Annotated in this window: 21 protein-coding genes and 1 pseudogene; 11 read left to right on the top strand and 11 right to left on the bottom strand. The window is 70.6% G+C overall.

Translation table 11 applies throughout. The annotated features are described in order from the left end of the window. The first annotated feature begins 273 nt into the window (after positions 1-273). Both LY40_RS01920 and LY40_RS01915 read left to right on the top strand, forming a co-directional pair. Positions 274-2,808 (top strand): MFS transporter, encoded by a 2,535-nt coding sequence (locus tag LY40_RS01920; protein ID WP_258935748.1) that lies wholly within the window; start codon positions 274-276, stop codon positions 2,806-2,808. Positions 2,809-2,882: 74 nt separating this feature from the next. Continuing rightward, entirely contained in the window at positions 2,883-3,329 is a 447-nt protein-coding gene (locus tag LY40_RS01915) for a cupin domain-containing protein (protein ID WP_183787280.1), read from the top strand. An 81-nt stretch (positions 3,330-3,410) separates the two neighbouring features. Here the strand turns inward: LY40_RS01915 and LY40_RS01910 are convergent, their stop codons facing one another. After that, positions 3,411-4,166 (bottom strand): endonuclease/exonuclease/phosphatase family protein, encoded by a 756-nt coding sequence (locus tag LY40_RS01910; RefSeq protein WP_258935747.1) that lies wholly within the window; start codon positions 4,164-4,166, stop codon positions 3,411-3,413. 268 nt (positions 4,167-4,434) lie between these two features. Here LY40_RS01910 and LY40_RS01905 point away from each other — a divergent pair, with 268 nt between their 5' ends. Beyond that, positions 4,435-5,199, top strand: coding sequence for an SGNH/GDSL hydrolase family protein (locus LY40_RS01905; RefSeq protein ID WP_258935746.1), 765 nt, complete (start codon positions 4,435-4,437; stop codon positions 5,197-5,199). Positions 5,200-5,435: 236 nt separating this feature from the next. Here the strand turns inward: LY40_RS01905 and LY40_RS26465 are convergent. Next, positions 5,436-6,020 (bottom strand): annotated as a pseudogene (locus tag LY40_RS26465) (glycosyltransferase); the annotation flags it as partial. 321 nt (positions 6,021-6,341) lie between these two features. On the opposite strand from LY40_RS26465, the gene LY40_RS01895 reads away from it, so the two are divergent. After that, entirely contained in the window at positions 6,342-6,779 is a 438-nt protein-coding gene (locus tag LY40_RS01895; protein WP_258935744.1) for a VOC family protein, read from the top strand. Between the two features lie 292 nt (positions 6,780-7,071). On the opposite strand, the gene LY40_RS01890 is transcribed toward LY40_RS01895, so the two are convergent. Continuing rightward, a complete protein-coding gene (locus LY40_RS01890; RefSeq protein ID WP_258935743.1) occupies positions 7,072-8,199 on the bottom strand; it encodes a hypothetical protein in 1,128 nt (375 codons plus the stop codon). A gap of 352 nt (positions 8,200-8,551) precedes the next feature. Between LY40_RS01890 and LY40_RS01885 the strand changes: the two genes are divergently transcribed. Continuing rightward, the gene (locus LY40_RS01885) at positions 8,552-9,697 is read left to right on the top strand and encodes a response regulator receiver protein (RefSeq protein ID WP_258935742.1); all 1,146 of its coding nucleotides are present in this window, start codon (positions 8,552-8,554) and stop codon (positions 9,695-9,697) included. A gap of 27 nt (positions 9,698-9,724) precedes the next feature. On the opposite strand, the gene LY40_RS01880 is transcribed toward LY40_RS01885, so the two are convergent. Further along, on the bottom strand, positions 9,725-10,399 hold the full coding sequence (locus LY40_RS01880) for a class I SAM-dependent methyltransferase (RefSeq protein WP_258935741.1): 675 nt from the start codon (positions 10,397-10,399) through the stop codon (positions 9,725-9,727). A gap of 39 nt (positions 10,400-10,438) precedes the next feature. On the opposite strand from LY40_RS01880, the gene LY40_RS01875 reads away from it, so the two are divergent. The 3 genes from LY40_RS01875 to LY40_RS01865 all read left to right on the top strand — a co-directional run bounded on the left by LY40_RS01875 (position 10,439) and on the right by LY40_RS01865 (position 13,075). After that, a complete protein-coding gene (locus tag LY40_RS01875) occupies positions 10,439-11,095 on the top strand; it encodes an ArsR/SmtB family transcription factor (protein WP_183787268.1) in 657 nt (218 codons plus the stop codon). Between the two features lie 26 nt (positions 11,096-11,121). After that, the gene (locus LY40_RS01870) at positions 11,122-12,462 is read left to right on the top strand and encodes an MFS transporter (RefSeq protein WP_258935740.1); all 1,341 of its coding nucleotides are present in this window, start codon (positions 11,122-11,124) and stop codon (positions 12,460-12,462) included. Positions 12,463-12,871: 409 nt separating this feature from the next. Next, entirely contained in the window at positions 12,872-13,075 is a 204-nt protein-coding gene (locus tag LY40_RS01865) for a cold-shock protein (protein WP_183787266.1), read from the top strand. Between the two features lie 223 nt (positions 13,076-13,298). Here the strand turns inward: LY40_RS01865 and LY40_RS01860 are convergent, their stop codons facing one another. The 6 genes from LY40_RS01860 to LY40_RS01835 all read right to left on the bottom strand — a co-directional run bounded on the left by LY40_RS01860 (position 13,299) and on the right by LY40_RS01835 (position 19,506). After that, on the bottom strand, positions 13,299-14,666 hold the full coding sequence (locus LY40_RS01860; protein ID WP_258935739.1) for a tyrosine-type recombinase/integrase: 1,368 nt from the start codon (positions 14,664-14,666) through the stop codon (positions 13,299-13,301). A 279-nt stretch (positions 14,667-14,945) separates the two neighbouring features. Then, positions 14,946-16,310, bottom strand: a complete 1,365-nt coding sequence (locus tag LY40_RS01855; RefSeq protein ID WP_258936246.1) for an SPFH domain-containing protein — start codon at positions 16,308-16,310, stop codon at positions 14,946-14,948. 224 nt (positions 16,311-16,534) lie between these two features. Continuing rightward, positions 16,535-16,966: an NfeD family protein gene (locus tag LY40_RS01850; RefSeq protein ID WP_183787264.1), complete on the bottom strand. Its 432-nt coding sequence runs from the start codon at positions 16,964-16,966 to the stop codon at positions 16,535-16,537. 176 nt (positions 16,967-17,142) lie between these two features. Continuing rightward, positions 17,143-17,955, bottom strand: coding sequence for a DUF3097 domain-containing protein (locus LY40_RS01845; RefSeq protein WP_183787263.1), 813 nt, complete (start codon positions 17,953-17,955; stop codon positions 17,143-17,145). 141 nt (positions 17,956-18,096) lie between these two features. Continuing rightward, positions 18,097-18,921: an SCO1664 family protein gene (locus LY40_RS01840; RefSeq protein WP_183787262.1), complete on the bottom strand. Its 825-nt coding sequence runs from the start codon at positions 18,919-18,921 to the stop codon at positions 18,097-18,099. A gap of 6 nt (positions 18,922-18,927) precedes the next feature. Beyond that, positions 18,928-19,506 (bottom strand): DUF3090 domain-containing protein, encoded by a 579-nt coding sequence (locus LY40_RS01835; RefSeq protein ID WP_258935738.1) that lies wholly within the window; start codon positions 19,504-19,506, stop codon positions 18,928-18,930. 106 nt (positions 19,507-19,612) lie between these two features. Between LY40_RS01835 and LY40_RS01830 the strand changes: the two genes are divergently transcribed. Genes LY40_RS01830 through LY40_RS01820 form a run of 3 tightly spaced genes read left to right on the top strand, consistent with a single transcriptional unit; the run spans position 19,613 to position 22,943 of the window. Next, positions 19,613-21,592, top strand: coding sequence for a S9 family peptidase (locus LY40_RS01830; protein WP_258935737.1), 1,980 nt, complete (start codon positions 19,613-19,615; stop codon positions 21,590-21,592). Beyond that, positions 21,589-22,500, top strand: coding sequence for a S66 peptidase family protein (locus tag LY40_RS01825; protein ID WP_258935736.1), 912 nt, complete (start codon positions 21,589-21,591; stop codon positions 22,498-22,500). The genes LY40_RS01830 and LY40_RS01825 overlap by 4 nt, the downstream gene beginning before the upstream one ends. A 26-nt stretch (positions 22,501-22,526) precedes the next feature. Further along, positions 22,527-22,943, top strand: coding sequence for a TIGR03668 family PPOX class F420-dependent oxidoreductase (locus LY40_RS01820; protein ID WP_258935735.1), 417 nt, complete (start codon positions 22,527-22,529; stop codon positions 22,941-22,943). Here LY40_RS01820 and mptB read toward each other — a convergent pair. Beyond that, entirely contained in the window at positions 22,912-24,519 is a 1,608-nt protein-coding gene (mptB, locus tag LY40_RS01815) for a polyprenol phosphomannose-dependent alpha 1,6 mannosyltransferase MptB (RefSeq protein ID WP_258935734.1), read from the bottom strand. The two genes, LY40_RS01820 and mptB, sit on opposite strands and share 32 nt — an antisense overlap. Between the last annotated feature and the right edge of the window lie 109 nt (positions 24,520-24,628).

The raw sequence follows: 24,628 nt of genomic DNA, 5'->3' as shown, positions 1-24,628 counted from the left end.
CGCACTGGAGGTCAATGCGACAGTGGCGGCCGGGCACGGAGCGGACGTGAGTTGTCGCACGCCGACCTCGGGCGAATCCCGTACGAACTACGCAAATCCCCTCGCCTGATCGGGCTAGGTGCTGCCACGGCCGGGAATATGTAGTTGCATCAATCAAGTTATTTGTTATGTTGAGTCAACCGGCTTACGACTCTCGTCGTCACAACTCTGTCCTTACTCAGGGGGTTCATCACGTCCGCGCACGCCCAGACCGTCGAGGATCCCGACGCCACGATGTCCAAGCGGGAGATCATGCAGGCCTTCATCGGCCTGCTGCTCGCGCTGCTCGTCGCGATCCTCTCGTCGACGATCGTTTCCAACGCCCTGCCCCGCATCATCGCCGACCTCGACGGCACCCAGAGCCAATACACCTGGGTGATCACCGCGATGCTGCTGACCTCGACGGCCACCACGCCGATCTGGGGAAAGCTCGCCGACCTGTTCAGCAAGAAGCTGCTGTACCAGCTCGCGATCGTCATCTTCACCGTCGGCTCGGTCCTCGGCGGCTTCGCCGAGTCGATGCCGGAGCTGATCACCTACCGCGCCATCCAGGGCATCGGCATGGGCGGCCTGCAGGCACTCGTCCAGGCGGTCATCGCCGCGATGATCTCGCCGCGTGACCGTGGCCGCTACTCCGGCTACATCGGCGCGACGTTCGCCGTCGCCACGGTGTCCGGCCCACTGCTCGGCGGCATCATCGTCGACTCGCCGCTCGGCTGGCGCTGGTGCTTCTGGGTCACCGTGCCCGTCGCCGTGATCGCGCTGATCGTACTCGGCAAGACGCTCAAACTGCCCGTGATCAAGCGGCAGGTGAAAATCGACTGGCTGGGCGCGACGCTCATCGTCGGCGGTGTCGCCCTGGTGCTGATCTGGGTCTCGCTCGCCGGCAAGGAGTTCGACTGGTGGTCGCCGACGACCGCCGCGTTCCTCGGTGGCGCAGCCGTTGCGCTGATCCTGGCCGTGTTCGTGGAGACGAAGGTCTCCGAACCGGTGGTGCCGCTCAAACTGTTCCGCAACCGGTCCTTCTCGCTCACCGTGATCGGCACGCTCGCCGTCGGCACGGCGATGTTCGGCGGCGCGGTCTTCCTGGCGCAGTACTACCAGATCGCGCGCGGTTACTCGCCCACCGAAGCCGGCCTGATGACCATGCCGATGGTGCTCGGCATGTTCCTGTCAACAACGATCTCGGGCCAGGTCGTGTCCCGTATCGGCAGGACGAAGCCGTTCCTGGTGGGCGGCGCGTCGATCCTCGTCGTCGCGCTGGGTCTGCTCGGCACGATCGACAGTGAGATCAACCTGGCCCAGATGGGCGTCTACCTGGCGCTGATGGGTATCGGAACCGGCTGCCTCATGCAGAACCTGGTGCTGGTCGCCCAGAACACGGTCGGCATGCGCGACGTCGGTTCCAGCACCGCCGTGGTGACGTTCTTCCGCACGCTCGGCGGCTCGGCGGGTGTGTCCGCGCTCGGCGCGGTGCTCGCGCACAACGTCTCCGACTACATCGCCGAAGCGGCGGCCGCCCGCGGTATGCCGATGAGCGGTGGGGCAGGTGGCTCCGGCGGGAGCACGCTCGACGTCGAGGCGATGCCCGCACCCGTGCAGGCCATCGTGCGGTCGGCCTACGGCGACGCCATCGGCGACGTGTTCCTCATCGGTGCCGTCGTCGCCGTCATCACGCTCATCGCCGTGATGTTCATCAAGGAGACGCCGCTGCGCAGCACCCTCGACATTGCCGAAACGAAGGACGAGGACACCGCCGGTGCCGCGGAGGCTCCCGCCACCGACCGGATTCCCGCCGCCGCGACGGCAGTCGGGCCGGCGCAGTCCCCCGTCCCCGCCGCACGTGCGGCTGCGGACATGCCTGCGCCCGGCCCCGTGGCCGCGGTGCGGGACGGTTCGGCCGCCGGCCGGCGAGCCACGGTGCACGGCGTCGTCACGGCAGCGGGCTCCCCCGCCGCCGGGGTCACGCTCACGCTCACCGACTCCTCGGGGGCACAGGTCGACCTGGCACGGAGCGGCGACGACGGAGCATTCCGCGTCGGCGCCCGCGAGCCGGGCCGGTACATCCTCATCGCTGCCGCCGAGCACCTCCAGCCGTCGGCCCAGTCGGTCGAACTCGGCGGGACCCCGCTTCGCCGCGACATCGCGCTGACGGGCTCGGGCCAGGTCACCGGCCGCGTCCGGACCCCGCAGGCGCGGCCGGTGGGCGGCGCGACGGTCGTGCTGACCGACGTCGGCGGCGACGTGCTCGACGCGAGCCTCACCGGAGGCGACGGCTGGTACCGGTTCCCCGACGTGGCCGGCGGCACCTACACCCTTGCCGTGACGGCCCAGGGCTACCGGCCGCAGGCAACGCCGGTCCGCCTGGCCACCGGCGAGCGCGTCACCCAGGACGTCGAGCTCAGCGCGGCGGGCCATCTGGAAGGAATCGTGCGCTCGGAGCTCAGTGGCGCGGCGGTCGCCGAGGCTCGCGTGGTGCTGCTCGACGAGGTCGGTGAGGTCGCGGGCGTCACGATGACCGCCTCCGACGGCACCTACCGATTCGACGATGTCGAGCACGGTCACTACACGGTGATCGCCAGCGGCTACGGTCCCGCCACGGCGACGGTCCACGTCGGCGTCGAACACGGCAGGCAGGACTTCGACCTCGGTTATTCGACCGACGGCACTCCCTCGTCCCGCGCCGGGGCGTCCCGTGACCGGAGGGCCGAGGACACCCCGGTTCGGGGTGACAGCGTTCCCGGCGTTCCCGGCGAGCCGGAGGCCTGACGACGAACCGAGGACGGGAGGTGGGGCGGTCGTCGCGACCGCCCCACCTCCCACGCCGACTAGACTTCGCGATCATGTCGACCCCGCAACGACCGCCGCTCGCCGCGGCCCTCGACCTCGAACCCCACCCGGAAGGCGGCTGGTACCGGCAGACGTGGGTGGCCGGCCACACGTTCCGTCCCGAGGGCTATCCGGGCGAGCGTTCGGCGGCCACCGGCATCCACTATCTGCTCGCGCCGGGTGAGGAATCGGCGTGGCATCGGGTCCGCAGTGACGAGCTGTGGCTCTGGCACCGCGGCGGGCCGCTCACCCTGCAGCTCGGCGGCACCGGTGACGAACCAGCGTCCGAACCGCAGACCTACACGCTCGGCCCCGCGGTCGAGGACGGCCAGCACCTCCAGGTGCTCGTGCCGGCCGGTGTGTGGCAGACCGCCAGGCCCGCAGGCGACGCCGAGGCGCTCGTCTCGTGCATCGTCTCCCCCGGCTTCGACTTCGAGGATTTCGAACTGCTGCCGAGTTGACACGACTCGGCCGTGATCACACGAGAGGGCGCCGGGCTCGCAGCCGAGCCCGGCGCCCCGTGTCGCGATGAACGACCGCTGTTACAACCGGACGCGCATCTTGTAGGCGTGGTGGTCGGAACCCCACTTCGGCCGCTGCAGCGCCTTCGAGTGCGGCACGTTCGTCGGCGCGTACATGTGGTCCAGACGCACTCCGCGGACGCCCTTGATCGGCGTGTACTTCAGCGGGGACGGCATCGACAGCGCCTTGCGCCGGTTGAAGTCCCCCACCACGAACAGCTGTGCGTTCGGGTGGTTCGAGTGCAACGTGCGGACCTTGCTGCGCAGCTTCCGCATGTGGGTCCGCCACCGATCCCGCCGCTCCGGATGCTTGGACCACGCACCGGAGATGAGATGCGTGTTCACCACGATGACCTTCTTGTTCGTGCCGCGCAGCTGCAGCTTCACCCACGTGACGAAACGCGCGGGCGTGACGCCGGCCTCGCCCGGGTGCGTCCGCTTGTAGCCGGACGCGAGCTTCTCGAACCGGTGGCTGCGCCACGAGATCGGCACCTGGTGCGAACCGGCCGAGTTCGGGCCCTTGGCGAAGTAGTGCCGATAGTTGTCGGGAAGCTGGCGCTTGAGCTTGTTCTTCGACGCCGTGCCCTTGACCTCCTGCCAGCCGATGATGCCGGCGAAGTTGTGATAGTCGGCCGCCCCGCGCAGCGTGTTGTGCGTGCCGATCGTGATCCGTGGATCCACTTGCGCGGTGGCCGGTGCCGCCGCGGCCGGCGGAGCGAGGGTCGCCCCGAAGACCGCGCTCAGCGCCACGACGCCGAGCTTCACTCGTTTCCTCATGATTACGAAAACCCCCAGGTTTCCTTCGTCGGCCGAGATGTGACCGTCGGTTGTGTCGCTGTTCGGTTGTCGTTGTTCGGTTGTGACGACGTCGGTGTCGCCTCGAGCTCCGGCCGCCGGCTGCGGCCGGAGCTCGAGGCTACGACGCCGAGGCGGACACTACGGTTGCAACCGGGCACGGGGAACCTTCGCCGGTAGGCGGTGTCAGCGGTAGCGGTAATCCCGGTGCGTGCCCGATCACAGGCGCCCGCTGACTAGAGTCATGACCATGTTCGAGCGGTTCGTCGCAGTGGGAGATTCGTTCACCGAGGGGGTCGGCGACGACGACCCCGCCTACCCGAACGGCGTCCGCGGGTGGGCCGACCTCGTGGCAGAGTCCCTCGCGGCGGCTCACCCCGGTCTCGGCTACGCGAACCTGGCCGTGCGCGGCCGATTGCTCGGCGAGGTGGTGGCCGAACAGCTCGACCCCGCACTCGCGCTGCGCCCCGACCTGGTGACGCTCTACGCCGGCGGCAACGATCTGATGCGGCCCCGGCCCGACCTCGACGGTCTCGCCGAGGTCTACGACGAGGCCGTCGGCAAGCTCGCCGCGTCGGGGACGACGGTGGTGCTGTTCACCGGCGTCGACGGGGTCGACGATCCGGTGTTCCGGAAGCTGCGGGGCCGCACCGCCGTCTACAACGAGCACGTCCGGCTCATCGCGGCGCGGCACGGTGCGCTCGTCGTGGACATGTGGGCGATGCGCGAACTGCGGGACCGCCGGATGTGGTCCGACGACCGCATCCACCTCGGCCCCCACGGCCACCGGGCCGTCGCGTCGGCCGTACTCGACGCCCTCGGCGCCCCGCACACACTGCGGCCCGCCGACCTACCGCCCGTCCCCGCGGAGACGCCTGCGCAGCGGCGCAGCGAGGACCTCCGGTGGGTCCGCACCCACGTCGTCCCCTGGATCCACCGGCGGCTGACCGGCACCTCCTCCGGTGACGGCGTCGCACCGAAGCGGCCGACCCCGGAGCCGATCACACCCCGCTGAGGCGCGTCGAGGACTCGCGGCCCCGCTCGCGGGCCGCCTACCAGCGGATGCACGCCGCAGCCGGTCACCACGGCGAGGTCGCCCACCGTGGTGCGGACCGTTACTCGGTCATCTCTCCCAGCGGGGCGCTGTCCTGTTCGAGCTCGTCGAGCCAGCGCAGGAACGCGCGTGCGGATGCGGTGCGGTGCGTCGAGCGGGCGGAGCAGGTAGTGGGCTTGACGCATCGGCCACGTCCGGTCGAGGGCGAGGCTGACGCGACCGGTGCGGACGGCGGTGCGAGCGAACCGTTCGGGCACGACCGCGCAGACATCGTCGGCGGCGGCCATCTCGAGTGCGGCGAGGCTGGTGTCGACGGTGATGGCGCGCTCGGGCTCCACCGCATCGCCCGGCAGGATCCGCTGCCACACGTCGTCGAAACCGAGTACCTGGACTCTGGGGCGGGCGGCGAGATCGGCGTGGGCGGGACTGTTGGCCTGATGGACCACGAGATCGGCACCGCCGTCGGCCGCGGCAGCCATGTCCGTGAGCACGCGAGCCATGGCCGGCTTGGCCTCCCGCAGCACACTCAGCATCGCCGCGATCCGCCGCCCGTTCCCGCCCTTGCCTGCAAGGACCGGCTCGAGGCGCCCGGGATCGTCCAATATCCGGTTCGGCCCGTCGTCCAACGCCGCGAAGCGCACGCCGTGCTGCTCGACGAAGGGGCCGAATGCCGCAGGCGCTGCCAACACTGGTTCGTGACCTGCGGCGAGTAAGCCCGTCGCCAACGCGACGAAGGGCTGTACATTACCCCGAGTGCCGTGCGTGACGAGCAGGACTCGCATCCCGGTCTCCCCTCTCGCTCCCTGTGGCGGGCTTTGCCACGAGCCCCGATGCGTTCGATCCATGATGGCTCCGCTGTCCCGTTGACGAACCCGTGCCGCACCGGCCGGACGTCCGAGCCGGCGCACGATCCGCGATGCAGCAACGGGACCGCGGCTGCCTCGTCGGGCGCGGTCACTCCCGGCCCAACCGGCCGGTTGGCCCACCGCTGCAGGAATCCCCGACCACGCCGGCGATCTGTTCGCGCGGCTGCTCGTGCCGACCGGCGCCCAGGCAGGACTCGACAACCGGCGACCTGCGCCACGGTTCGTTACCGTGCGCGCATGCCCATCAGACTCGAGAACATCGGCATCGCCGTGCGCGATCTCGACGCAGCGATAGCGTTCTTCACCGACCTGGGGCTGACCGTCCTCGGCCGTGACACGGTCAGCGGGGAGTGGACCGAGACAGCCGTCGGCCTCGACGGCAACCACGCCAACATCGCCATGCTCCAGACGCCGGACGGCACCGGTCGTCTCGAGCTTTTCGAGTACATCCACCCCGACGCCATCGAGACGGCGCCCACGCAGCCCAACGAGATCGGCATGCACCGAGTCGCCTTCTCGGTCGACGACATCGACGCGGCTCTCGCGGTCGCCGCGCGGCACGGTTGCCACCCGCTGCGCGGCGTGGCCACCTACGGGGACGTCTACAAACTCACCTATGTCCGTGGCCCGAGCGGCATCATCCTCATGCTCGCCCAGGACCTGACGAAGAGCTGACCCCGCGTCGATCCCCACGGACGCACAGTCCCGCAGGAGTGCACTGTGCAGCAGGAGTGCACTGTGCAGCAGGCCCGTGCCGATGGCACGGGCCTGGCAGTGCGACGCCGCCCTGGACGTAGGCGGCTGGAACGCGGTGCGCGGCGTTGACCGGATCGCCCGGCACGATGTCCACCGCCGAGATGTCCACCACCGAGGCGCGCACACGGGTGACGACCGGCGTGTGCGAGACCTGTTTCCCGTGGACGCGGTGTGGCGGACCGTGGTCCGGCGCACCGCTGGTCTAGGTGGTTCACGTGCTGGTCAGAAGCGTCCCCGGGGCGGACCGCAGCGCGTCGAGGACGGCCGCGGCGGTCTCGTCGGCGTTCTGTCCGCTCGTGTCGAGGATGATCCCATCGGTTCCGACACATCGAAGCCGGGTTGCCTCGGCTGCTGCTCGAGTAGCCACCCGACGTTGGACGGCGGGCGATGCGCCTCGCAGTTCGTCGCCGGCCAGCAGCGCCGATTCACCGTCGGCTCGGCGGCGTACGCGGGCGGCCAGCGTCGCGGCGTCCGCGTCGAGATGCACGACGGTGACGGGATCGTCCGGCACGGCGTCCACCACCGAGGCGGGCTCGCGGGCCACGACGAGCAATGCCCGCGCCCCGGTCCGTCGATAGCCATCCCACAATGACCGGAGGGCAGCGGCCTGCAGGGCAGGATCCGGGCCCGGGTGGACGAACCCGAGCTGGCCGAGGTCCACGTAGGCGGTCACGACGTTGCGTCGCCAGAGGTCGCGCAGCACCTTCCAGCTGATGGTGGACTTGCCCACCGCGGTCGCACCGGTCACCACGGCCACCAGGGCCGACCGGAAGCTGCCATCGGAGGGAGCGGCGGGCAACGGGAGCACCGGAGCGGTACGCACGGTGGTCCATGCCATCAACGTGTCGACGGTGTCCGCCGGATTCTGCCCGGTCGTGTCGACCATCGAGCCTGTATCGGAACGGTCGAGCTCGTCGACCAGGTCGAACAGTTCCGTGAGCATCTCCGGCGACGATCCGCGTCCCAGGAAGCGCCGGCGCAGCTCTTCCCGCTCGCAGGTGAGCCGCACGTGCGTGAGATCGATGTGGGCCGCCTCGGTCTTGTGCATGAGGTACGGCTCGATTCCCTGCTGCGGATCCACAACGCCCGACACGAGCACCTGCTGCACACCGCGGCGACGCAGGGTGGCGACCATGCGCAGGAGGTTGTCGGCCTTGATCCGGTGGCTCGCGCCTCCTCCGCCGGGCGGTGGCCCGATCAGTCCGAGCTGGTCGATATCGACATAGGCGACGCTGCCACCTCGGTCGGCAATGCGTCGGTACAGACCCCAACCGGCTGTCGTCTTCCCCGTGCCACGCGCCCCGCTCACCCACAGCACCGGCGTGTTGCTCGTGGTCACGTCGCTGACCGTAGCCCCGTGTGTCCAGCGATTTTCGCTGCACGCTCGAGGGCACACACTCCGGCCCGCTCCGTCTGTTCTGCCCCCTGCTCCGCCCGTTCCCGTCGGGTCGACGATCGACCCGCCACGTGCACCGTCCGAGGCCATCGAGTGTGCGTTGGCGGTTTTCCCGACGGCGCGGAACCGGCCTGGTTCGGTCCCCTCAGCGTCCTCTTCGAGTCCCTCGTCGGGACGTGGCGAACCCCCGATTCACTCAGCTACAAAATATACCTTCTGTAGCGAACTCCTGGTTGTAGTTACAAAACTCAAAACCCAAGTTACGAGATAGATAATCTGTAAGTAGGATGGTCGCATGAGTGCGGAAAGTGTGACGGTGCACGTGACGGATCCGCAGGCGGCGCGGTGTGGGTTTCGGCACTGCAGAGAGCCCCTGCCGCCACCCGGGCCGCGCGGCGGACGGCCGTACGAGTTCTGCCCCGACCGCCGGTGGCCCGGGGACAAGACGTGCAAGCAACTGGCGGCCGCCGAACACGCTCTCCGCACTGCGCTCGGCGACACCGATCCCCCGACGGCGCTGCGCGAAGCGACCGACACGTTCGCCGAGACCGCCCGGCAGGTCCTGGAACCGCTGCAGACGCTCGGCGGTGCACTCGACGACGTCACGGCCCGCATGCAGGACGAGCTGAACGCCGCTGCCACCAGGGCGGACGAGGCGGACGCGGCCGCCGAGGAGGCCCGGCGTGCAGAGGCCGAGGCCGAACAGCGGGCGGACGAGGCGCTACGGCTCCGGGACGAGGCCGTCGCCGAAGCCGACCGCGCACGCGCTGACGCGGACGCGGCGCAGGACACCGCACAACAGGCCACCGCCGCAGCGGACGCCGCCGCGCTCGCACAGGCCCGCGCCGAGGCCACGGCCGAGGCCGCGGCCGACCGGGCCCGCACCGCGGAGGATCAGAACCGCGTCGTCCGTGCCCGGGTCGACGAGCTCACCGAACGTCTCGACGAGCTGCGCGGGCAGCTGGCGGAACGCACCGGTGAGCGCGACACCGCACAGGCCGCGCTCGACGAACACCGGGCGCGTAGCCGCGATCTGGAACAGAGCCTCACCGAGCGCCTGACGACCGCGACGGCCCAGCTCGACGAGACGCGCGACGCGCTGCGCCAGGCTTCCCAGCGGGAACGCGACGCTGCGCAGCGGGCCGAAGAACTCGCCCGGCGACTCGACGAGGCGCTGGCCGCCCAGCAGCAGGCCGACCAGGACCTGAGCAGCGTGCGCGGCGAACTCGCCGACCTGCGAGGCGAAGTGGAGCGACTCCGGACGCGGGTGGCCGAGTCCGATCGTGAGCGCTCCGCCACGGACGGCGTGCTCCGGCGCGTGCACCGGGCGGTGCTTGACGCCGGCGACGATCCGGCCACCCTCCGCGAGCTCGTACTGCGGGAACTCCTGTCCCGAGACGCACCGTCCGGCGACGTGCCACCGGACGGAGAGGGGTCCTGAACCGCGCCGGACCACCGATCGGCTGCGTCAGCTCGCAGGGCGCGGATGTCGTGGTGTGGTCTGGGTTATCCGCCAGAGCCGCCGAGGCAGTTCCCCCTCGCTGAAGGAGTGCACCTCGCGCAACCGCCAGCCACGGGCAAGGTCGTCGACGAGCTCACGAGAGAAGAAGTGCACGGCGAAGCCGCCGTGTTCATAGATGTCGTCGCCATGGGTCGTGCCGACGCCGTAGTGAGCGTCGCTGGTGTTGCGGACGGTGTAGACCAGAGTTCCACGCGGCCGCAACACACGTTCCACCTCTGCGACGACGGCACGGATCTCCTGCGTGGACAACGCCATGCACAGCAACATGTGCGCGAACACCCCGTCCACGGAGGCGTCGGGAAGCGGGAGCGGGTCGCGCGCATCGTGCACCGTGGTCCGGACCTGCTCGGCCACTCCTTCGTGGGAGGCCTGGGCGCGGAGTCGATCCAACGCGGTGCCGCTGAAATCGGTGGCGTGCACCGGGAAGCCTTCCCGTGCGAAGTGCAGCGAATCCCGGCCGTGGCCGGCACCCAGCTCCAGTACCGAGCCGGCACGCGAGGCGCTGAAGACCTCGGCCGCGTACCGGGCGGGCTCGGAGGGGCGCCAGCCGTACATCTCCGGGTGTGCCGTGTAGACCGACTGCCAGTGTTTCCGCTGGGCGCCGTGTAGCTCCTCGAGCATATCTTCAGTATTCCATGGATTTGTGGAACACTGCCACGTGTGGACGTCGACAAGGCCGATCTGTACGACGCCGTCGCCGGTACCGGCAAAGCCCTGGCGCACGGCAAGCGGCTCGAACTACTGGAACTCCTGGCCCAGGGCGAGCGTCCCGTGCGCGAACTGTCCCGAGCGGCCGGGCTGAAGCTGACGACCGCGTCGGCGCACCTGCAGATACTGCACGACGCGGGCCTGGTGACCACTCGCAAACGGGGAACGAGCGTGCTGTACCGGTTGACCGGCGCCGACGTGGCCGAACTGTTGTCGGTGCTGTGCCGGGTCGCCGATACGCACCGTGCCGAGGTGGAGAGCGTCCGCCGCGCCTACCTCGACACCGAGCAGGTCCGGCTGGTCGATCGTGAGGAGCTTCTCCGCGAGACCGCTGAAGGCCGGGTCCTCGTACTGGATGTGCGTCCCCCCGAGGAGTACGCGGCCGGGCACGTGCCAGGGGCCGTCTCGATCCCCTTGGAACAGCTTGCCGACCGAATGGCCGAGATCCCGCCCGATGTCGAGGTGGTCGCCTACTGCCGGGGGCGCTACTGCGTGCTCTCCCACGACGCGGTGCGCCTGCTGCACGACAGCGGACGCGAGGCCGCACTGCTGGAGGACGGCATCCTCGAATGGCGCCGTGACGGCATGCCCATCACCACCGCTGCGTGAACGACCGCCTGCCGAAGGGACCGGGGATGACCACCACGGCCGCACTGCATCGTGCCCAACGACGCATCCTCACCGTCCTGATCGCCGCCCAGATCCTCAGTGGGGCGGGACTGGCCGCGGGCATCACCGTCGGAGCCCTGCTGGCCGAAGACATGCTCGGCACCACTGGCCTGTCCGGCCTGCCCAGCGCCCTGTTCACCGCCGGCTCGGCCGTGGCGGCCGCCCTGGTCGGAGCGATCTCCCAGCGCCGTGGGCGTCGCACGGGCCTCGCGGCCGGCTACGCCACCGGGGCGGTGGGTGCGCTGGGCGTCGTGATCGCCGCCGCCGTCGACGACGTCGCCCTGTTGCTGGCCGCCCTCGTCGTCTACGGGGCAGGCACCGCCACCAACCTGCAGGCCCGCTATTCCGGCGCCGACCTCGCCACGCCCGCGCACCGGGCACGTGCGCTCAGCGTCGTCCTCGTGGCCACCACACTCGGCGCGGTCGTCGGTCCCAACCTGGTCACCCCACTGGGCGCATTGGCCACGTCGTGGCACATTCCGCCGTTGGCCGGCCCCTTCTCGCTGGCCACCGTCGCCTACGGAGCCGCCGCAGTCGTGCTCTGGGCGCTGCTGCGTCCCGACCCCCTGCTCACCGCACGTGCCGTGGCCGGCTCGGACCCGGCCGACCCGAGTCACAGCACTGCGGGCCACAGCGCGGCAGGACTCAGCGATACAGGACCCAGCGCGGCAGGACTCAGCGATACGGCATCCGGGGACTCGGCGGGCGACCGGCGCCGCGTGCTGCTCGGGTCCGCGGTGATGGTGCTGGCTCAACTCGTCATGGTCGCGATCATGACGATGACCCCGATCCACATGCAGCACCACGGCCACTCGGTCGGAGCCGCCGGAGTCGTCATCGCCGTCCACGTCGCCGCGATGTATCTGCCGTCGCCGCTGAGCGGCTATCTCGTCGACCGTTACGGCCGAATGCCCGTCGCAGTTGCCTCCGGCATCACCCTCCTGGCGGCAGGTCTGGTCGCCGGGTTCTCGCCACCGCAGTCGGTCACGCTGCTGGCGGTCGCCCTGGGCCTGTTGGGCCTGGGATGGAGCTTCGGTCTGGTCAGCGGCACCACGCTCATCACCGACAACACGTCACTGGCGACCCGCGCCAAGACTCAAGGACTGGTCGACGTCGCCATCGCAGTCGCCGGAGCAGGCGGTGGACTGGCCTCCGGCCTGGTCGTGGCCACCGGCAGCTACACCGTGCTGTCGTTGGGCGGAGGGGTGCTGGCCGTCGCGCTGCTCCCCGTGATCGCGCTCGCCACCCGCCCCCGCCGCACCTCGCACCGGGATGACCGGCCCACAGCCACCCCCACCGGGCACTGACCTCCGGCGAAGCCCCGCATCAGGTCGTCACCGGGGTCCGGTGTTCCCGGGAGATGGCTGTCCCTGCCGTGCGGGCGGCGTGCGCTCCACAGTGGATTGCAGGACAGTGGAGCCGCGGGACAGTGGAGTCGCGGGGCCTCGGCACCGATTTCGGGGACCTGCCCGGCGGGGCCGACGCGGCGACAAGGGCCATCGTGGTCGCCGCTGATGTCCGGCGGGTGATACGTGTAGACTGATAAGTGGCCGATGAATTTCTGGGTTCGTGTTTTGTGCATGCTCGCAGGATGTTGATGCGGGCGAGCTTCTTTCTTTGGTGTAGCTGGAGTGAGCCGCCGTCTGAGATCGCCAGGCCCGGGCCTCCACACGGTGTGGTTGCCCGTCATACCCCCAGCTCCTGAAGGAGACAATCATGACCAACGGAACCGTGAAGTGGTTCAACTCGGAAAAGGGCTTCGGCTTCATCGCCCCGGACGAGGGCGGCCCGGACGTGTTCGTTCACTACTCCGCCATTGACGCGGCAGGCTTCCGGACCCTCGAGGAGAACCAGCAGGTGACCTACGACGTCAGCCAGGGCCCCAAGGGCCCGCAGGCCGACGTCGTGCGCGTGGCCTGATCCTCCCCGATTTCCTCCCCGGCTCGCACCTCGTGTGCGGGCCGGGGATTTCGGCCTGTCGGCATGCTTCCCCGCTCGCCACGTGAGGCGGGGGAAGGGGCGTGCCGCACCCAGCGAGCTCAGCACCCGCACGGACCGGCGTGACGACGCTGCCCTCGACCGGGCCGGCCGGTGCTGCGGCGACCAGACGCTGCGGCGACGAGACACTGCGACACCGAACGCCTCACGACGAAGGGCGGTCCGATTCCGGGGAGCCGTCACCTGATTCGTCCGCGAGCCCGGTGCCTGCCGTGTCGTACCAGGTTCCTGCCACGAGGTCGACGGCGCTGCGCTGGGGATCAGGCGCGGCGTGGTCGTAGACCTTGCGTGTGGTGTCGATGCTGCTGTGCCCGACGTCGCCCTGTACGTGGGCGAGGTCCGCACCGGCCTCGACCGCGGTGGTGACGTAGAAGTGCCGCAACGCGTGCGGATGCATGGCGTCGGCGACCTCGGCCAGCTCCGGTCCCGCCGAGACTGCGACCCTGCGGAGCAACTGCCAGATCGCCTGCCGCTGGAAACGCCGTCCAGTGCGGGTGCGCAGCAACGGCCGGTCGTCGGCGGTGCCGACGTGGTCGCGTTGCACCGCGGTCTCCCGTGAGCCCACGGCCTCGCGCAGTCGCAGCCGGTACTCGGTCAGCGCGGCGTCGGCGGGTTCGCTCAGATACACGATGCGGGTCTTGCCGCCCTTGCCGTGCACCCGCAACGCCCGGCGGCCGCGCGTCACGTGCAGATCGGACTCGTCGAGCCCGCACAGCTCACTCACGCGCAGACCGAGGGTGAACAGCGCGACGACCGCGGCTGCGCGGGCGGTGTCCACCGGACCCGCTCCCCTGCGCGGCGCCGCCGCCGCGGTGTGCAGTGCACGTACCTGCCGTCCGGTCAGCGTGACGGTGGCCGAGGTGCTCGCCGCCGCGGTCGCCAGCCCGAGTCGCCGCCTGTTCAGAGCCGCCGGATTCCCCGTGACGAGGCCGATCTCGGCAAGGTACGAGTACAGGGTCTTCACGGTCGTGAGCAGACGGTCGCGAGTGGACGGTGCAGCCCCGGCGGCGGACACGGCGTCGAGCCACGCCTTCACATGCGTGCTCGTGACCTGCACGGGGTCCACTCCCCGGGCGGCGCACCAGCGGAACCAGTGGACCGCGCGCAACCGGCCACGCGGCGCCGGTGGCGGCCGCCGGACCGAACCGGCATCGTCGTCACGACCGGGCGGGCTCAGTTGCAATGCGGCCGCGTAGGCCGCCACCGCTTCGGGCCAGCCGTCGCCCGCTGCCGCGGTGTGCCGGCCTCCGGTGTCCTGTCGAGCCCCGTCCGCTGTGGACGCCACGAGTGATGCCGGACCCGGCCCGGGGACGGTCCGGGCCCAGTGTTCGACGTCGGTACTCGTGACGGGCAGTCCGAGGCCTTCGGCGTACGTGCGCCGGGTCTGCACGTTGCCGTAACCGGTGAGCCAGTCGGCGATCCCCGCGAGTAACGCGGCTGGATCGGATGACCCGGGCCACGGATCCGGCCCGGCCACCACCGACCGCGTGAGGGGAACCGGATGCTCGCTCATCACGACCGACCGTAGCGCATGACCACCGCCCCGGACCGGCAGGAACCGCCGCGGTGAAGGCGTGCGGGGATCGACACCGCCGAGTACGCCGACGGCTGCGTGATCACCACGCCCAGGTGCTGGAACTCGGCCATCCACCCCGGACTCGGACCGTCGGCGTCCACGTCGTGGCGTCGTCGTGCCGATCGGTGGCAGCAGGCGACCGGAGGGGGGCGAACACAGAAGGGCCGGTTCCCACACCATCCGTGGGAACCGGCCCTTCTGTGTTGTTGCTGACGCCTACTGCCGACGGGGCGGGCCACCGAACGGCGGGCCCTGCTGCGGCGGGTACTGCCCGCCCTGCGGCGGCTGCGGAGGCGGAGTCGGACCACCCTGCGGCGGCTGCTGCTGCCCCGGATTACCGCCGTACGGACCCGCGGGCGGCTGCTGCTGCGGAGCCTGCTGCGGCGGTGCGGGCGGCGGAGTCGGCTGTGCCGGCGGCGCCGGAGGCAGTTCCGGAGCCTCGTCCTTCTCCTCTTCCGCAGCGGCCTCGGGCTGAGCGGGCGACGGGGTACCGCCGCCGAGCGCCTGCAGTGCCGCGGGCGGCGGAGTGGGCGCCTGCGGAGTACCGTGCAGCGGGCCGACCTCCTGGCGCGCGACCTTCTCGGCTTCCCGCACGGCCTCGGCGACGCTCGGGTCCGACTTGGTGTCGAACCAGGACGCGACCTCCTCGTCCTCCAGCGGCGGCATCTCCGTGTCGTCGCCGGTGGGCGGCTCGTAGCGGAACACGCCGTCCTCGCCCGGGGCGCCGAGCTTGCGGGCGAAGCCTTCGAGAGCCTGGCCGTACTCGCTCGGAATCATCCAGACCTTGTTCGCGTCGCCCTGCGCCATCTGCGGCAGGGTCTGCAGGTACTGGTAGGCCAGCACCTCCGGGGTCGGCTTGCCCGCCTTGATGGCCGCGAAGACCTTCTCGATGGCCTTGGCCTGCCCCTGTGCCTGCAGATAACGGGCGGCACGTTCACCCTGCGCCCGCAGGATCCGCGACTGCCGCTCGGCCTCCGCGGACAGAATCGAGGCCTGTTTGGACCCCTCCGCCGCGAGGATCTGACTCTGCTTCTGACCCTCGGCGGTCTTGATGGCCGACTCGCGTTCACCTTCGGCCGTCAGCACCATGGCGCGCTTCTCACGGTCCGCGCGCATCTGCTTCTCCATCGAGTCCTGAATGGACGGCGGAGGATCGATCGCCTTCAGCTCGACACGGGCGACCCGGATGCCCCAGCGGCCGGTCGCCTCGTCGAGCACGCCGCGCAGCTGCTGGTTGATCTGGTCACGGGAGGTCAGCGCGTCCTCGAGGCTCATGCCGCCGACGAGGTTCCGCAGCGTGGTGGTGGTCAGCTGCTCGACACCGACGATGTAGTTCGAGATCTCGTACACCGCGGCACGGGAGTCGGTGACCTGGAAGTAGACGACCGTGTCGATCGAGACCGTCAGGTTGTCCTGCGTGATCACGGGTTGCGGCGGGAACGAAACGACCTGTTCCCGCAGGTCCACCTTCGCGCGCACCTTGTCCAGGAACGGCACGAGGAAGTTCAGGCCGGGACCGGCCACCATCCGGAACCGTCCGAGCCGCTCGATGACGGCCGATTGTGATTGCGGCACCACCATCAGCGCCTTCGCGACCACGACGATCACGAGCAGCGCGATGACGGCGACAACAATCAGTCCTGTTGTCTCCACCTAGTTTCTCCCCTTCACGGTGCGGACCGGGCCTGATGGCACGCTCGATCGCATGCGCCGTCCCGGTCGGCGGCTATTCGGTTCTGCGGAGCACTGTCGACCCGGCCCGCGCGGCGGGCGCGGCGGGCACTGCCCCGGATGCGGCCGTCACATCAGATCGCGGCGGACACGATGGCGGTGGCTCCCTGGATTTCCACGACGGTCACGTGCGTACCCGCCTCGATGACGTCGCCTTCGGTCAGGGCCCGTGCGGACCAGGGTTCCCCGGCGAGCTTCACCTGACCGCCGTGCGAGTCCACCTCGGACATCGCCACGGCCTGACTCCCCACCAGCGCCTCGGCGTTCGTCTTGATGCCGGGCCCCGCGAGGAAACGCCGTTTGAGTGCGGGCCGGACGAGCCCGAGCATGCCCGTCGAGACGATCGCGAACACGGCGACGTCGATGTAGATGTTGCCCGTGATCGCCTCCGCTCCGGCTGCGGCGAGCGCCCCGGCGCCGAGCATGAGCAGGACGAAGTCGCCCGACAGCACCTCGGTCACGATCAGAGCGATGCCGATGATGAGCCAGATGAGCGCCGCTGTCATGCGCACATGCTCCCAGATACGATTCGGCGAGATGAACCGGATCACAGTACGTGACCGAGGTGTGACCTCACTGGTGTCGCGGACGCCGCCCGTGCCCGACACAGTTCACCCGTTCGGCCTACGGGGTGCTCGGCCGCGGTGCGCGGACCCCGCGATACGTCGGGAGACGCTCCCGCTCAGTCGGCGGGCTCGGTGACGAAGTCGATGAGCCGCTCCATCGCACCGATGAGGGGCGTTTCGACGTCACGGAAACTCCCGACCGCGGCCAGTACCCGCTGCCAGCCCTCGTAGGTCTCGCCCCAGCCGAGCGCGTCGCACACGCCGCGTTTCCACTCGACCCCTTTCGGGATCCGCGGCCACGCCTCGATCCCGAGGACGTCGGGTTTGACCGCCTCCCAGATGTCCACGTACGGATGGCCGGTGATCATCACGTTCGGGTCGGTGATGCCGTCGACGATCCGCGACTCCTTGCTGCCGGGGACGAGGTGGTCGACGAGCACGCCGAGCCGTCGTCCGGGGCCGGTGCCGAACTCGGCGATCGCGTCCGAAAGCACGTCCACACCGTCGAGCGGTTCGACGACCACGCCTTCGACGCGCAGATCGTGTCCCCAGATGCGTTCGACGAGTTCGGCGTCGTGCTTGCCCTCGACCCAGATACGCGAGTCCCGCGCCACGCGGGCGCGCAGCCCGTCGACGTGCACCGAGCCGGAGGCCGACTGCGTGCGCTGCGGCGCGGCGGGCTGGGACGGTCGCGCCGGCACGAGGGTCACGGGCTTGCCGTCGAGCAGGAACGCGGCGGGGCCGAGGGGGAACACCCGGTGCTTGCCGTTCCGGTCCTCGAGTACCGCGTTGCCGTGTTCGAGCCGGACGAGCGCGCCGCAGAATCCGCTCGCCGGGTCTTCCACGACGAGGCCCGGCTCGGCGGGCACCTCGGGGATCTTGCGCTTGCGGGAACCGGACAGGATGTTGCCGTAGGAATGGGAACGCACGAATCGGAATCTAGCGGCCGGGGTAGTGGGATCCGGGGAGCGCCACACCCCTGCGGCTCCGGGGCGCTGGGATGCGGCCCCTGTCGTCGCACCGGCGGTCGTCGTGCGGGACGGGCCCCACCGGTCGGAGCGGGCTTTCGGTCAGAACAACGGCCAGGGAATCGCGCGCCATTCGCCGCTGGGAACAGGGAAAGCTCCCGCCTCGATCAGACCGTCGGTGCGCGTGGCGAGCGCGGCGATCTCGTCGCGGGTCAGGTGCTGCGACAGCGTGGTGCCGAGGTCACGGTCGAGTGCCCAGCGGAGTTTGCGCAGCTTGTCCAGCACGTCGTCACCCAGCGGTTCGCCCGCCCAGCCCCACAGCACGGTGCGCAGTTTCGGGTCGGCGTGCAGGCAGATGCCGTGGTCGATGCCGTAGCTCCGGCCGCAGGGCCCCGGCAGGATGTGCCCGCCCTTGCGGTCGGTGTTGTTGACGACGACGTCGAGGATCGCCAGCTCGCGCAGCTCCTCGTCGTCGGCGTGCGCCACCACGAGGGGCTGCCCCTCCTGATCCTGGGCACGGAGGACGACCAGCCAGTGGTCGGGCAACTCCTCGGGGGCGAGGACGTCGACCAGTTCCCGTTCGGTGACGTCGATCCAGAGCTGCACCATGCCGTCGCCGAACGGGCCGTCCCGCAGCACGGTCGGCGGCACCCTGCCGATCTCGGCCGCCTCGGCGATCAGCGCCGTGGCGACCTCACGGCCAGCCAGGGTGCCGTCGGGGAAATCCCAGAGCGGCCGCTCGCCGGTGACGGGCTTGTACACGACGTCGGCTTCGGCACCGTCGAGCTCCACGGTGCCGAACAGGGTCAGGTTCGACGCGTCGACTACCCGGCCCTGCACGTCGAGCCGGCCGCGCGTGATCAGCTCGACGACGGCCGGATCCGCCGGGTCGACGGTTCTGCCGGGCTCGTTGTGCGCCTCTGCCACGCCGGCTCAGCTTTCGTCGGTCAGTTCCGAGTCGCGCCGGTAGCCGTTCTGCCGCGGGCAGATGTGGCCGGCGGGGTCGAGCGGCTCACCGCACAGCGGACACGGTTTCCGGCCCGCGCCGACGACGCGGTCGGCGCGGGAGGCGAAGGCACGTGCGGCGGGCGGACTCAGGAACACCCGCACGGCGTCGGGGCCCTCCTCGGTGTCGTCCAGCACGACGGTCTCGTCCACTTCGCCCTCGGTCACGGCGAGCAGTTCGACCACGACGGCCTGGCTCTCGGCGTCCCAGCCCAGACCCATCGTGCCGACGCGGAACTCCTCCTCGACGGGCACGCTGAGCGGCTCGTTGTCGACCAGCTCGTCCGGGGCCTCTTCCGGCACCTCGGCGTCGAATCTGCTGGCGATCTCCTCGAGCAGCGAGCTCAGACGTTCGGCGAGCACCGAGACCTGCTGCTTCTCGATGGTCACGCTGATCGTCCGCGTGTCCTCGGTGGCCTGCAGGTAGAAGGTGCGATCGCCGGGTTCCCCGACGGTTCCTGCGACGAACCGGTCGGGCTGGCGGAAGACGTGGATGACACGAGCCATGGCCCCTCCGACCCTAAGCCAACTTCCCCGCCGGGTCTCGTCCGGGTGCGACTCGTGGTCTGATCTTCGTCCCACCGGCCCCGGCGACTCCCCTAAGGTGGCCCGCATGCCTGCGATCGCTCCGTTCGGTACCTGGCCGTCCCCGATCACCGCCGGTGATGTCGCCGCAGCGGGTGTGACGCCGCAGTGGCTCGACGTGGTCCGCGCCGCGGACGTGGCTCGAGGGTCGGAGGTGTGGTGGGCCGAGGCCCGTCCCGCCGAGGGCGGCCGGGTTGCGTTGGTACGTGCCGGCGACGACGGCCGCGTGGCGGACGTGCTGCCTGCGCCCTGGAACGTCCGGAACCGGCTCCACGAGTACGGCGGCAGGCCGTGGGCGGTGGTCGACGACACGCTCGTGTTCACCCACTGGGACGACCAGCGAATCCATGCCGTGCCGCTCCCGGACGGCGCCGCAGCCACGGCCGCACCGGTGCGGCCGCTGACCCCCGAACCCGACGTCGCACACGGGTTCCGCTACGGCGATCTGCGCCCCGGCCCCGGCGGCGCGGTGTGGGCGGTGCGCGAGACCGTCACCGGCCCCCGCCGCATCGACATCGCCCGTGACCTGGTCGCCGTGGGCCGCGACGGCGACGTCCGGTCCCTGGCCGCCACGCACCACTTCCTCACCTCCCCGCAGCTCTCCCCCGACGGCCGGCGCGCCGCCTGGCTGGGCTGGGACCACCCGGCCATGCCGTGGGACGAGACGAGCGTCTGTGTGGCCGAGGTCGAGGCCGACGGCACGCTCGGTCCGCCCCGCGTGGTGGCGGGCGGCGACGGTGTGTCGGTGTGCCAGCTGACGTGGGGACCTGCGGGCGAGCTGCTCGCACTGGCCGATCCGTCGGGCTGGTGGAACCTGCACCGGGTGCCGCTCGACGGGGGCGGCCGTGACGCCGGTCTGGTCGCGCTCGCGCCGGTCGAGGCCGAACTCGGCGGGGCGATGTGGAAGACGGGCGCGCGCTGGTTGGCGCCGCTCGACCGGGACCGGTACGCCGTGCTGGCGTCCGGCCGGTTGGCCGTCCTCGACACGACCTCGGGGACGCTCACCCCCGTCGCCCCGGAACTGACAGCGTGGTCGCCGTCGATCGCCGTCGCCGACGGTGACGTCGTGGGCATCGCGGCGGGACCGCACACGGAGAACGCCGTCGTCAGGGTGCGGCCCGCCGACGGAACGGTCACCCACCTCACCCCGCAGCCCGAGCTGCCGCCCGCCGAGTACCTGTCGGTGCCGCAGGAGCGCACGTTCCACACCGCCGACGGCCACGCCGTGCCCGCCTATGTCTACCCGCCGCGGCACCCGGATCACGCGGGCCCTGACGACGAACGGCCGCCCTACCTCGTGCACGCCCACGGCGGCCCGACCGGCCGCAACTACGCGGTGTTGGACCTGGACTTCTCCTACTTCACCAGCCGCGGCATCGGTGTCGTGGCCGTCGACTACGGCGGGTCCGTCGGTTACGGCAGGCACTACCGGGAACGGCTGCGGCAGCAGTGGGGCGTCGTCGACGTAGCCGACTGCGCCGCGGTCGCCCGCGCCCTCGCCGAGGACGGCACGGCCGACCCCGAGCGGATCGCGATCCGCGGCGGCAGCGCGGGCGGGTTCACCTCCGCCGCCTCGATGACGGTGACCGACACCTATCGCGCGGCGACGATCAAGTTCCCGATCCTCGACCTGGCGCAGTGGACGGGCGACGGCGGCGAGGTGCACGACTTCGAGTCGCAGTACGTCTACGGGCTCGTCGGACCGCTCCCGGAGACGGCCGAGCGGCACCGCGTCCGCTCCCCCATGCACAATCTGGGCGGCCTGGCGGGCCCGGTGCTGCTGCTGCAGGGACTCGACGACGAGATCTGCCCGCCCGACCAGGCCGAACGATTCGTCGAGGCGCTCGAGGGCAGCGGAATTCCGCACGCCTATCTCCCGTTCGAGGGAGAACAGCACGGCTTCCGCGGTGCTGCCACGATCGTTGCCGCTCTCGAGGCCGAACTGGCCTTCTACGGGCAGGTGTTCGGGTTCACCCCGGACGTTCCGCCGCTGGAGCTGCGCCGGTGAGCCCGCGCGCCCTGCGGCCCGGGGACGCCGTGGCCCTGGTCGCCCCGTCCGGGCCGATCGCCGACGACCTGGTGGACCAGGCGGTCGGCGCGCTCACCGCGTGGGGGCTGCGGGTCGAGGTGTTCGACGGCGTCCGCGCGCGGCACCCGCGGTATCCGTACCTGGCGGGAACCGACGAACAACGCGCGGCCGACTTCACGCGCGCGTGGACACGCGAGGACATTGCCGCGGTCGTGGCGGCGCGCGGCGGGTACGGTGCCCAGCGCATGATCGACCTGATCGACTGGGACGCCGTCCGAGCTGCCGGGCCGAAGCCGTTCGCGGGTTCGAGCGACATCACCGCCCTGCACGCCGCACTCGCCCGCCACCTCGGTACCCCGACGGTGTTCGCCACGATGCCGGCCTCGACCCATTTCGACGCCGCCGCGGCCGAGAGCCTGCGTGAGGCGCTGTTCCACCCCGACGCCACCCGCACCATCCGCGGTCCGTCCGCGCGCACGCTCGCCGGTGGCACCGCCACCGGCCGCACCGTGGGCGGCAACCTCAGCCTGCTCGCCGCGAGTGCGGGCACCCCGGAGCAGCAGTGCGCGGCCGGTGGGATCGCGCTGCTCGAAGACGTCGGAGAGGACGTCTACCGGATCGACCGGATGCTGACCCAGTTGTTGCGGTCCGGGTGGTTCGACGGCGTCGCCGGGATCGCGCTCGGATCGTGGGCCGAGTGCGGCGATCCGGCCGACGTCGAGGCGCTGGTTCTCGAACGCCTCGGCTCGCTCGGTGTGCCGATGGTGTGGGAGCTGGGGTTCGGTCACCACAAGGGCGCGCTCACCCTTCCGCTCGGGGTCCCGGCCACGTTGGACGCCGACGCCGCCCACCTCGTGATCAATCCCGGACGCGGCGGCGGCCGCTGACGCGCCGCGGACCCTAGGCTCGGGGCATGAAACTCGACCCGGTCGAAGCCCGCTCCCGGTTCCTGGCCGCCCGGGTGGCGACGCTGGCCACCGCCGATGCCGACGGCGTGCCACACCTCGTGCCGGTGACGTTCGCGGTGGAGGGCGACACCGTGGTGTTCGCGATCGACGACAAGCCCAAGTCGACGCTCAACCTGCGACGACTGCGCAACATCACCGCGAACCCGCGGGTGTCGTTGCTGGTCGATCACTACGAGGACGACTGGCGCAGGCTCTGGTGGGTGCGCGCCGACGGCACCGCCACGGTCCACGACGACGGCACGGACCGGATGCCGGCGATCCGCGCGCTGACGGCGCGCTATCCCCAGTACGAGGACAGCCCGCCACGCGGTCCGGTGGTGGCGATCGCCGTCAGCGCGTGGAGCGGCTGGTCGGCGAGCTGAGGGGAAGCTCGGGTCGGTGCACGTCGGGCCGCCGCCACGCGGCCACCAGCCCCAGCGGGTCGGGCTTGAGCAGCGACGCCGCCGCGTACAGGCTCGCCGCGACGACGCCCACGATGAACCACCAGTGGTACAGGCTCTGCTCGCCCGTCGGGTAGTAGACGAGTACGAGGAACACGCTGATCCCGACAACCGCAGCCAGGTGGGTCCGCTTCCAGCGGAACAGCGCCAGGATCATGAAGCCCCAGGTGAGGTACCACGGCAACGTCGGCGGTGCGAAGATCGCCACCGTCAGCAGCGCGATCCCCATCCGGAAGATCGTGGTGTTGGCGCCACCGTGGCGCGCCAGCCACCACTGCCGCACGACGATGGCGGCGAGAGCCAGCCAGCCGAGACCACGTGCCGCGTCGATGAACGGCCCTGGCGGCACGTCGACGATCGTCTTCACGAGGGTGTGCACGGCCTCGCCGACACCGCTCGGGAAGTTCAGCCAGTTGACGATGATCTGCGGCGCGGACAGGCCGGCGAACCAGCCGAGGTTGAACGAGCCGAGCGAGGCCCACGTGCCGGCGACGAACACCACGCCGAAGATGCCCACCGCAGGTGTCACGGCGGCGACGAAACGGCGGAACAGGCTGCGTTCGGGCGGTAGGTGGTTCGCCCAGATCCAGACCAGGAAGGGAAGGGCGATCGCGGCCGTCGGCTTGATCAGCATCCCGACCGTGACGAGTGCGACGGCGAGTGCGTGCTTCCGCTCGAGGGCCAGCAGCACGCCGACGGCGAGGAATCCGAGCATCAGCAGGTCGTTGTGGGGGCCGCCGACGAGGTGGATGACCATCATCGGGCTGGCCACCGCCAGCCACATCGTCACGGCGAGGTTGCCGCCGAGCTTGCGGACCAGTTTCGGCAGCGCCCACAGCACCGCGGCGAGTCCCACCAGCAGGACCAGCCGGGTGACGATCACGCCGGCGATCATGTTCTCGCCGGTGGCGCCCACGATGTGCTGGGAGATCCACAGGAACAGCGGCCCGTACGGCGCGGGCGTCGTCTGCCACAGCGGATGCACGTTCTCCACGACCGTGGGCAACGTGTCGAGCGCCGCGGGACCGTAGGCGTACGGATCGAGCCCGTGCAGCAGCTGCGCGCCCTGGCCGAGGTACGAGAAGACGTCCCGGGTGAACAGCGGCGGAGCGACGAGCAGTGGCGCCATCCACGACAACGCGGCGATCACCACCGGGCGCGCGCCGATCAGCCCTGCGAGCACGTACCGGCCGAGCCGGACCCACGCCCACACGACGAGGCCGAACCCGATGTACAGCAACCCGGTCATCAGGACCTTGCCGTGGCCGTACCGGATCCACGACAGCGGGCCTTCGCTGAGGACCGGATCGTGCACCAGTACCCCGGCGGCACCGAACGACGCGATCAGGACCAGCACGCTGCCTACCACGCCCATGAGCGTGGTGCGCAGCGGAAACCTTCCCGCGCCGCGCTCCGCGTCGGCCGGGATGAACGTGTCCGCAAGGCCCTTGCCGGTCCGGGTTCCGGCGCCGGGCACGGGGTCTGTGGTGGTCGCCATACTAGGTTTTGAGGTTACACACCACGTTGGGACGCCCTGATATCACCCGATGTATCCGGAGTCACTACGCGTATCGGCGTATTCGACTCGTGCGGGTCCCGTGGCCGTG

This window comes from Prauserella salsuginis, assembly GCF_024648885.1.
Classification (GTDB): Bacteria; Actinomycetota; Actinomycetes; order Mycobacteriales; family Pseudonocardiaceae; genus Prauserella; species Prauserella salsuginis.
Note: the sequence above shows the minus strand (reverse complement) of the source record. Positions and strands in the feature narration are given on the sequence as shown.

Coding starts and splice junctions, on each gene's coding strand:
- LY40_RS01855 (WP_258936246.1), bottom strand. CDS start 16,310: ATGGTGGTGCCGCAATCACAATCGGCCGTCATCGAGCGGCTCGGACGG.
- LY40_RS01850 (WP_183787264.1), bottom strand. CDS start 16,966: ATGACAGCGGCGCTCATCTGGCTCATCATCGGCATCGCTCTGATCGTG.
- LY40_RS01860 (WP_258935739.1), bottom strand. CDS start 14,666: ATGAGCGAGCATCCGGTTCCCCTCACGCGGTCGGTGGTGGCCGGGCCG.
- LY40_RS01880 (WP_258935741.1), bottom strand. CDS start 10,399: ATGCTCGAGGAGCTACACGGCGCCCAGCGGAAACACTGGCAGTCGGTC.
- LY40_RS01885 (WP_258935742.1), top strand. CDS start 8,552: ATGAGTGCGGAAAGTGTGACGGTGCACGTGACGGATCCGCAGGCGGCG.
- LY40_RS01865 (WP_183787266.1), top strand. CDS start 12,872: ATGACCAACGGAACCGTGAAGTGGTTCAACTCGGAAAAGGGCTTCGGC.
- LY40_RS01835 (WP_258935738.1), bottom strand. CDS start 19,506: ATGGCTCGTGTCATCCACGTCTTCCGCCAGCCCGACCGGTTCGTCGCA.
- LY40_RS01895 (WP_258935744.1), top strand. CDS start 6,342: ATGCCCATCAGACTCGAGAACATCGGCATCGCCGTGCGCGATCTCGAC.
- LY40_RS01830 (WP_258935737.1), top strand. CDS start 19,613: ATGCCTGCGATCGCTCCGTTCGGTACCTGGCCGTCCCCGATCACCGCC.
- LY40_RS01905 (WP_258935746.1), top strand. CDS start 4,435: ATGTTCGAGCGGTTCGTCGCAGTGGGAGATTCGTTCACCGAGGGGGTC.
- LY40_RS01915 (WP_183787280.1), top strand. CDS start 2,883: ATGTCGACCCCGCAACGACCGCCGCTCGCCGCGGCCCTCGACCTCGAA.
- LY40_RS01910 (WP_258935747.1), bottom strand. CDS start 4,166: ATGAGGAAACGAGTGAAGCTCGGCGTCGTGGCGCTGAGCGCGGTCTTC.
- LY40_RS01870 (WP_258935740.1), top strand. CDS start 11,122: ATGACCACCACGGCCGCACTGCATCGTGCCCAACGACGCATCCTCACC.
- LY40_RS01820 (WP_258935735.1), top strand. CDS start 22,527: ATGAAACTCGACCCGGTCGAAGCCCGCTCCCGGTTCCTGGCCGCCCGG.
- mptB (WP_258935734.1), bottom strand. CDS start 24,519: ATGGCGACCACCACAGACCCCGTGCCCGGCGCCGGAACCCGGACCGGC.
- LY40_RS01920 (WP_258935748.1), top strand. CDS start 274: ATGTCCAAGCGGGAGATCATGCAGGCCTTCATCGGCCTGCTGCTCGCG.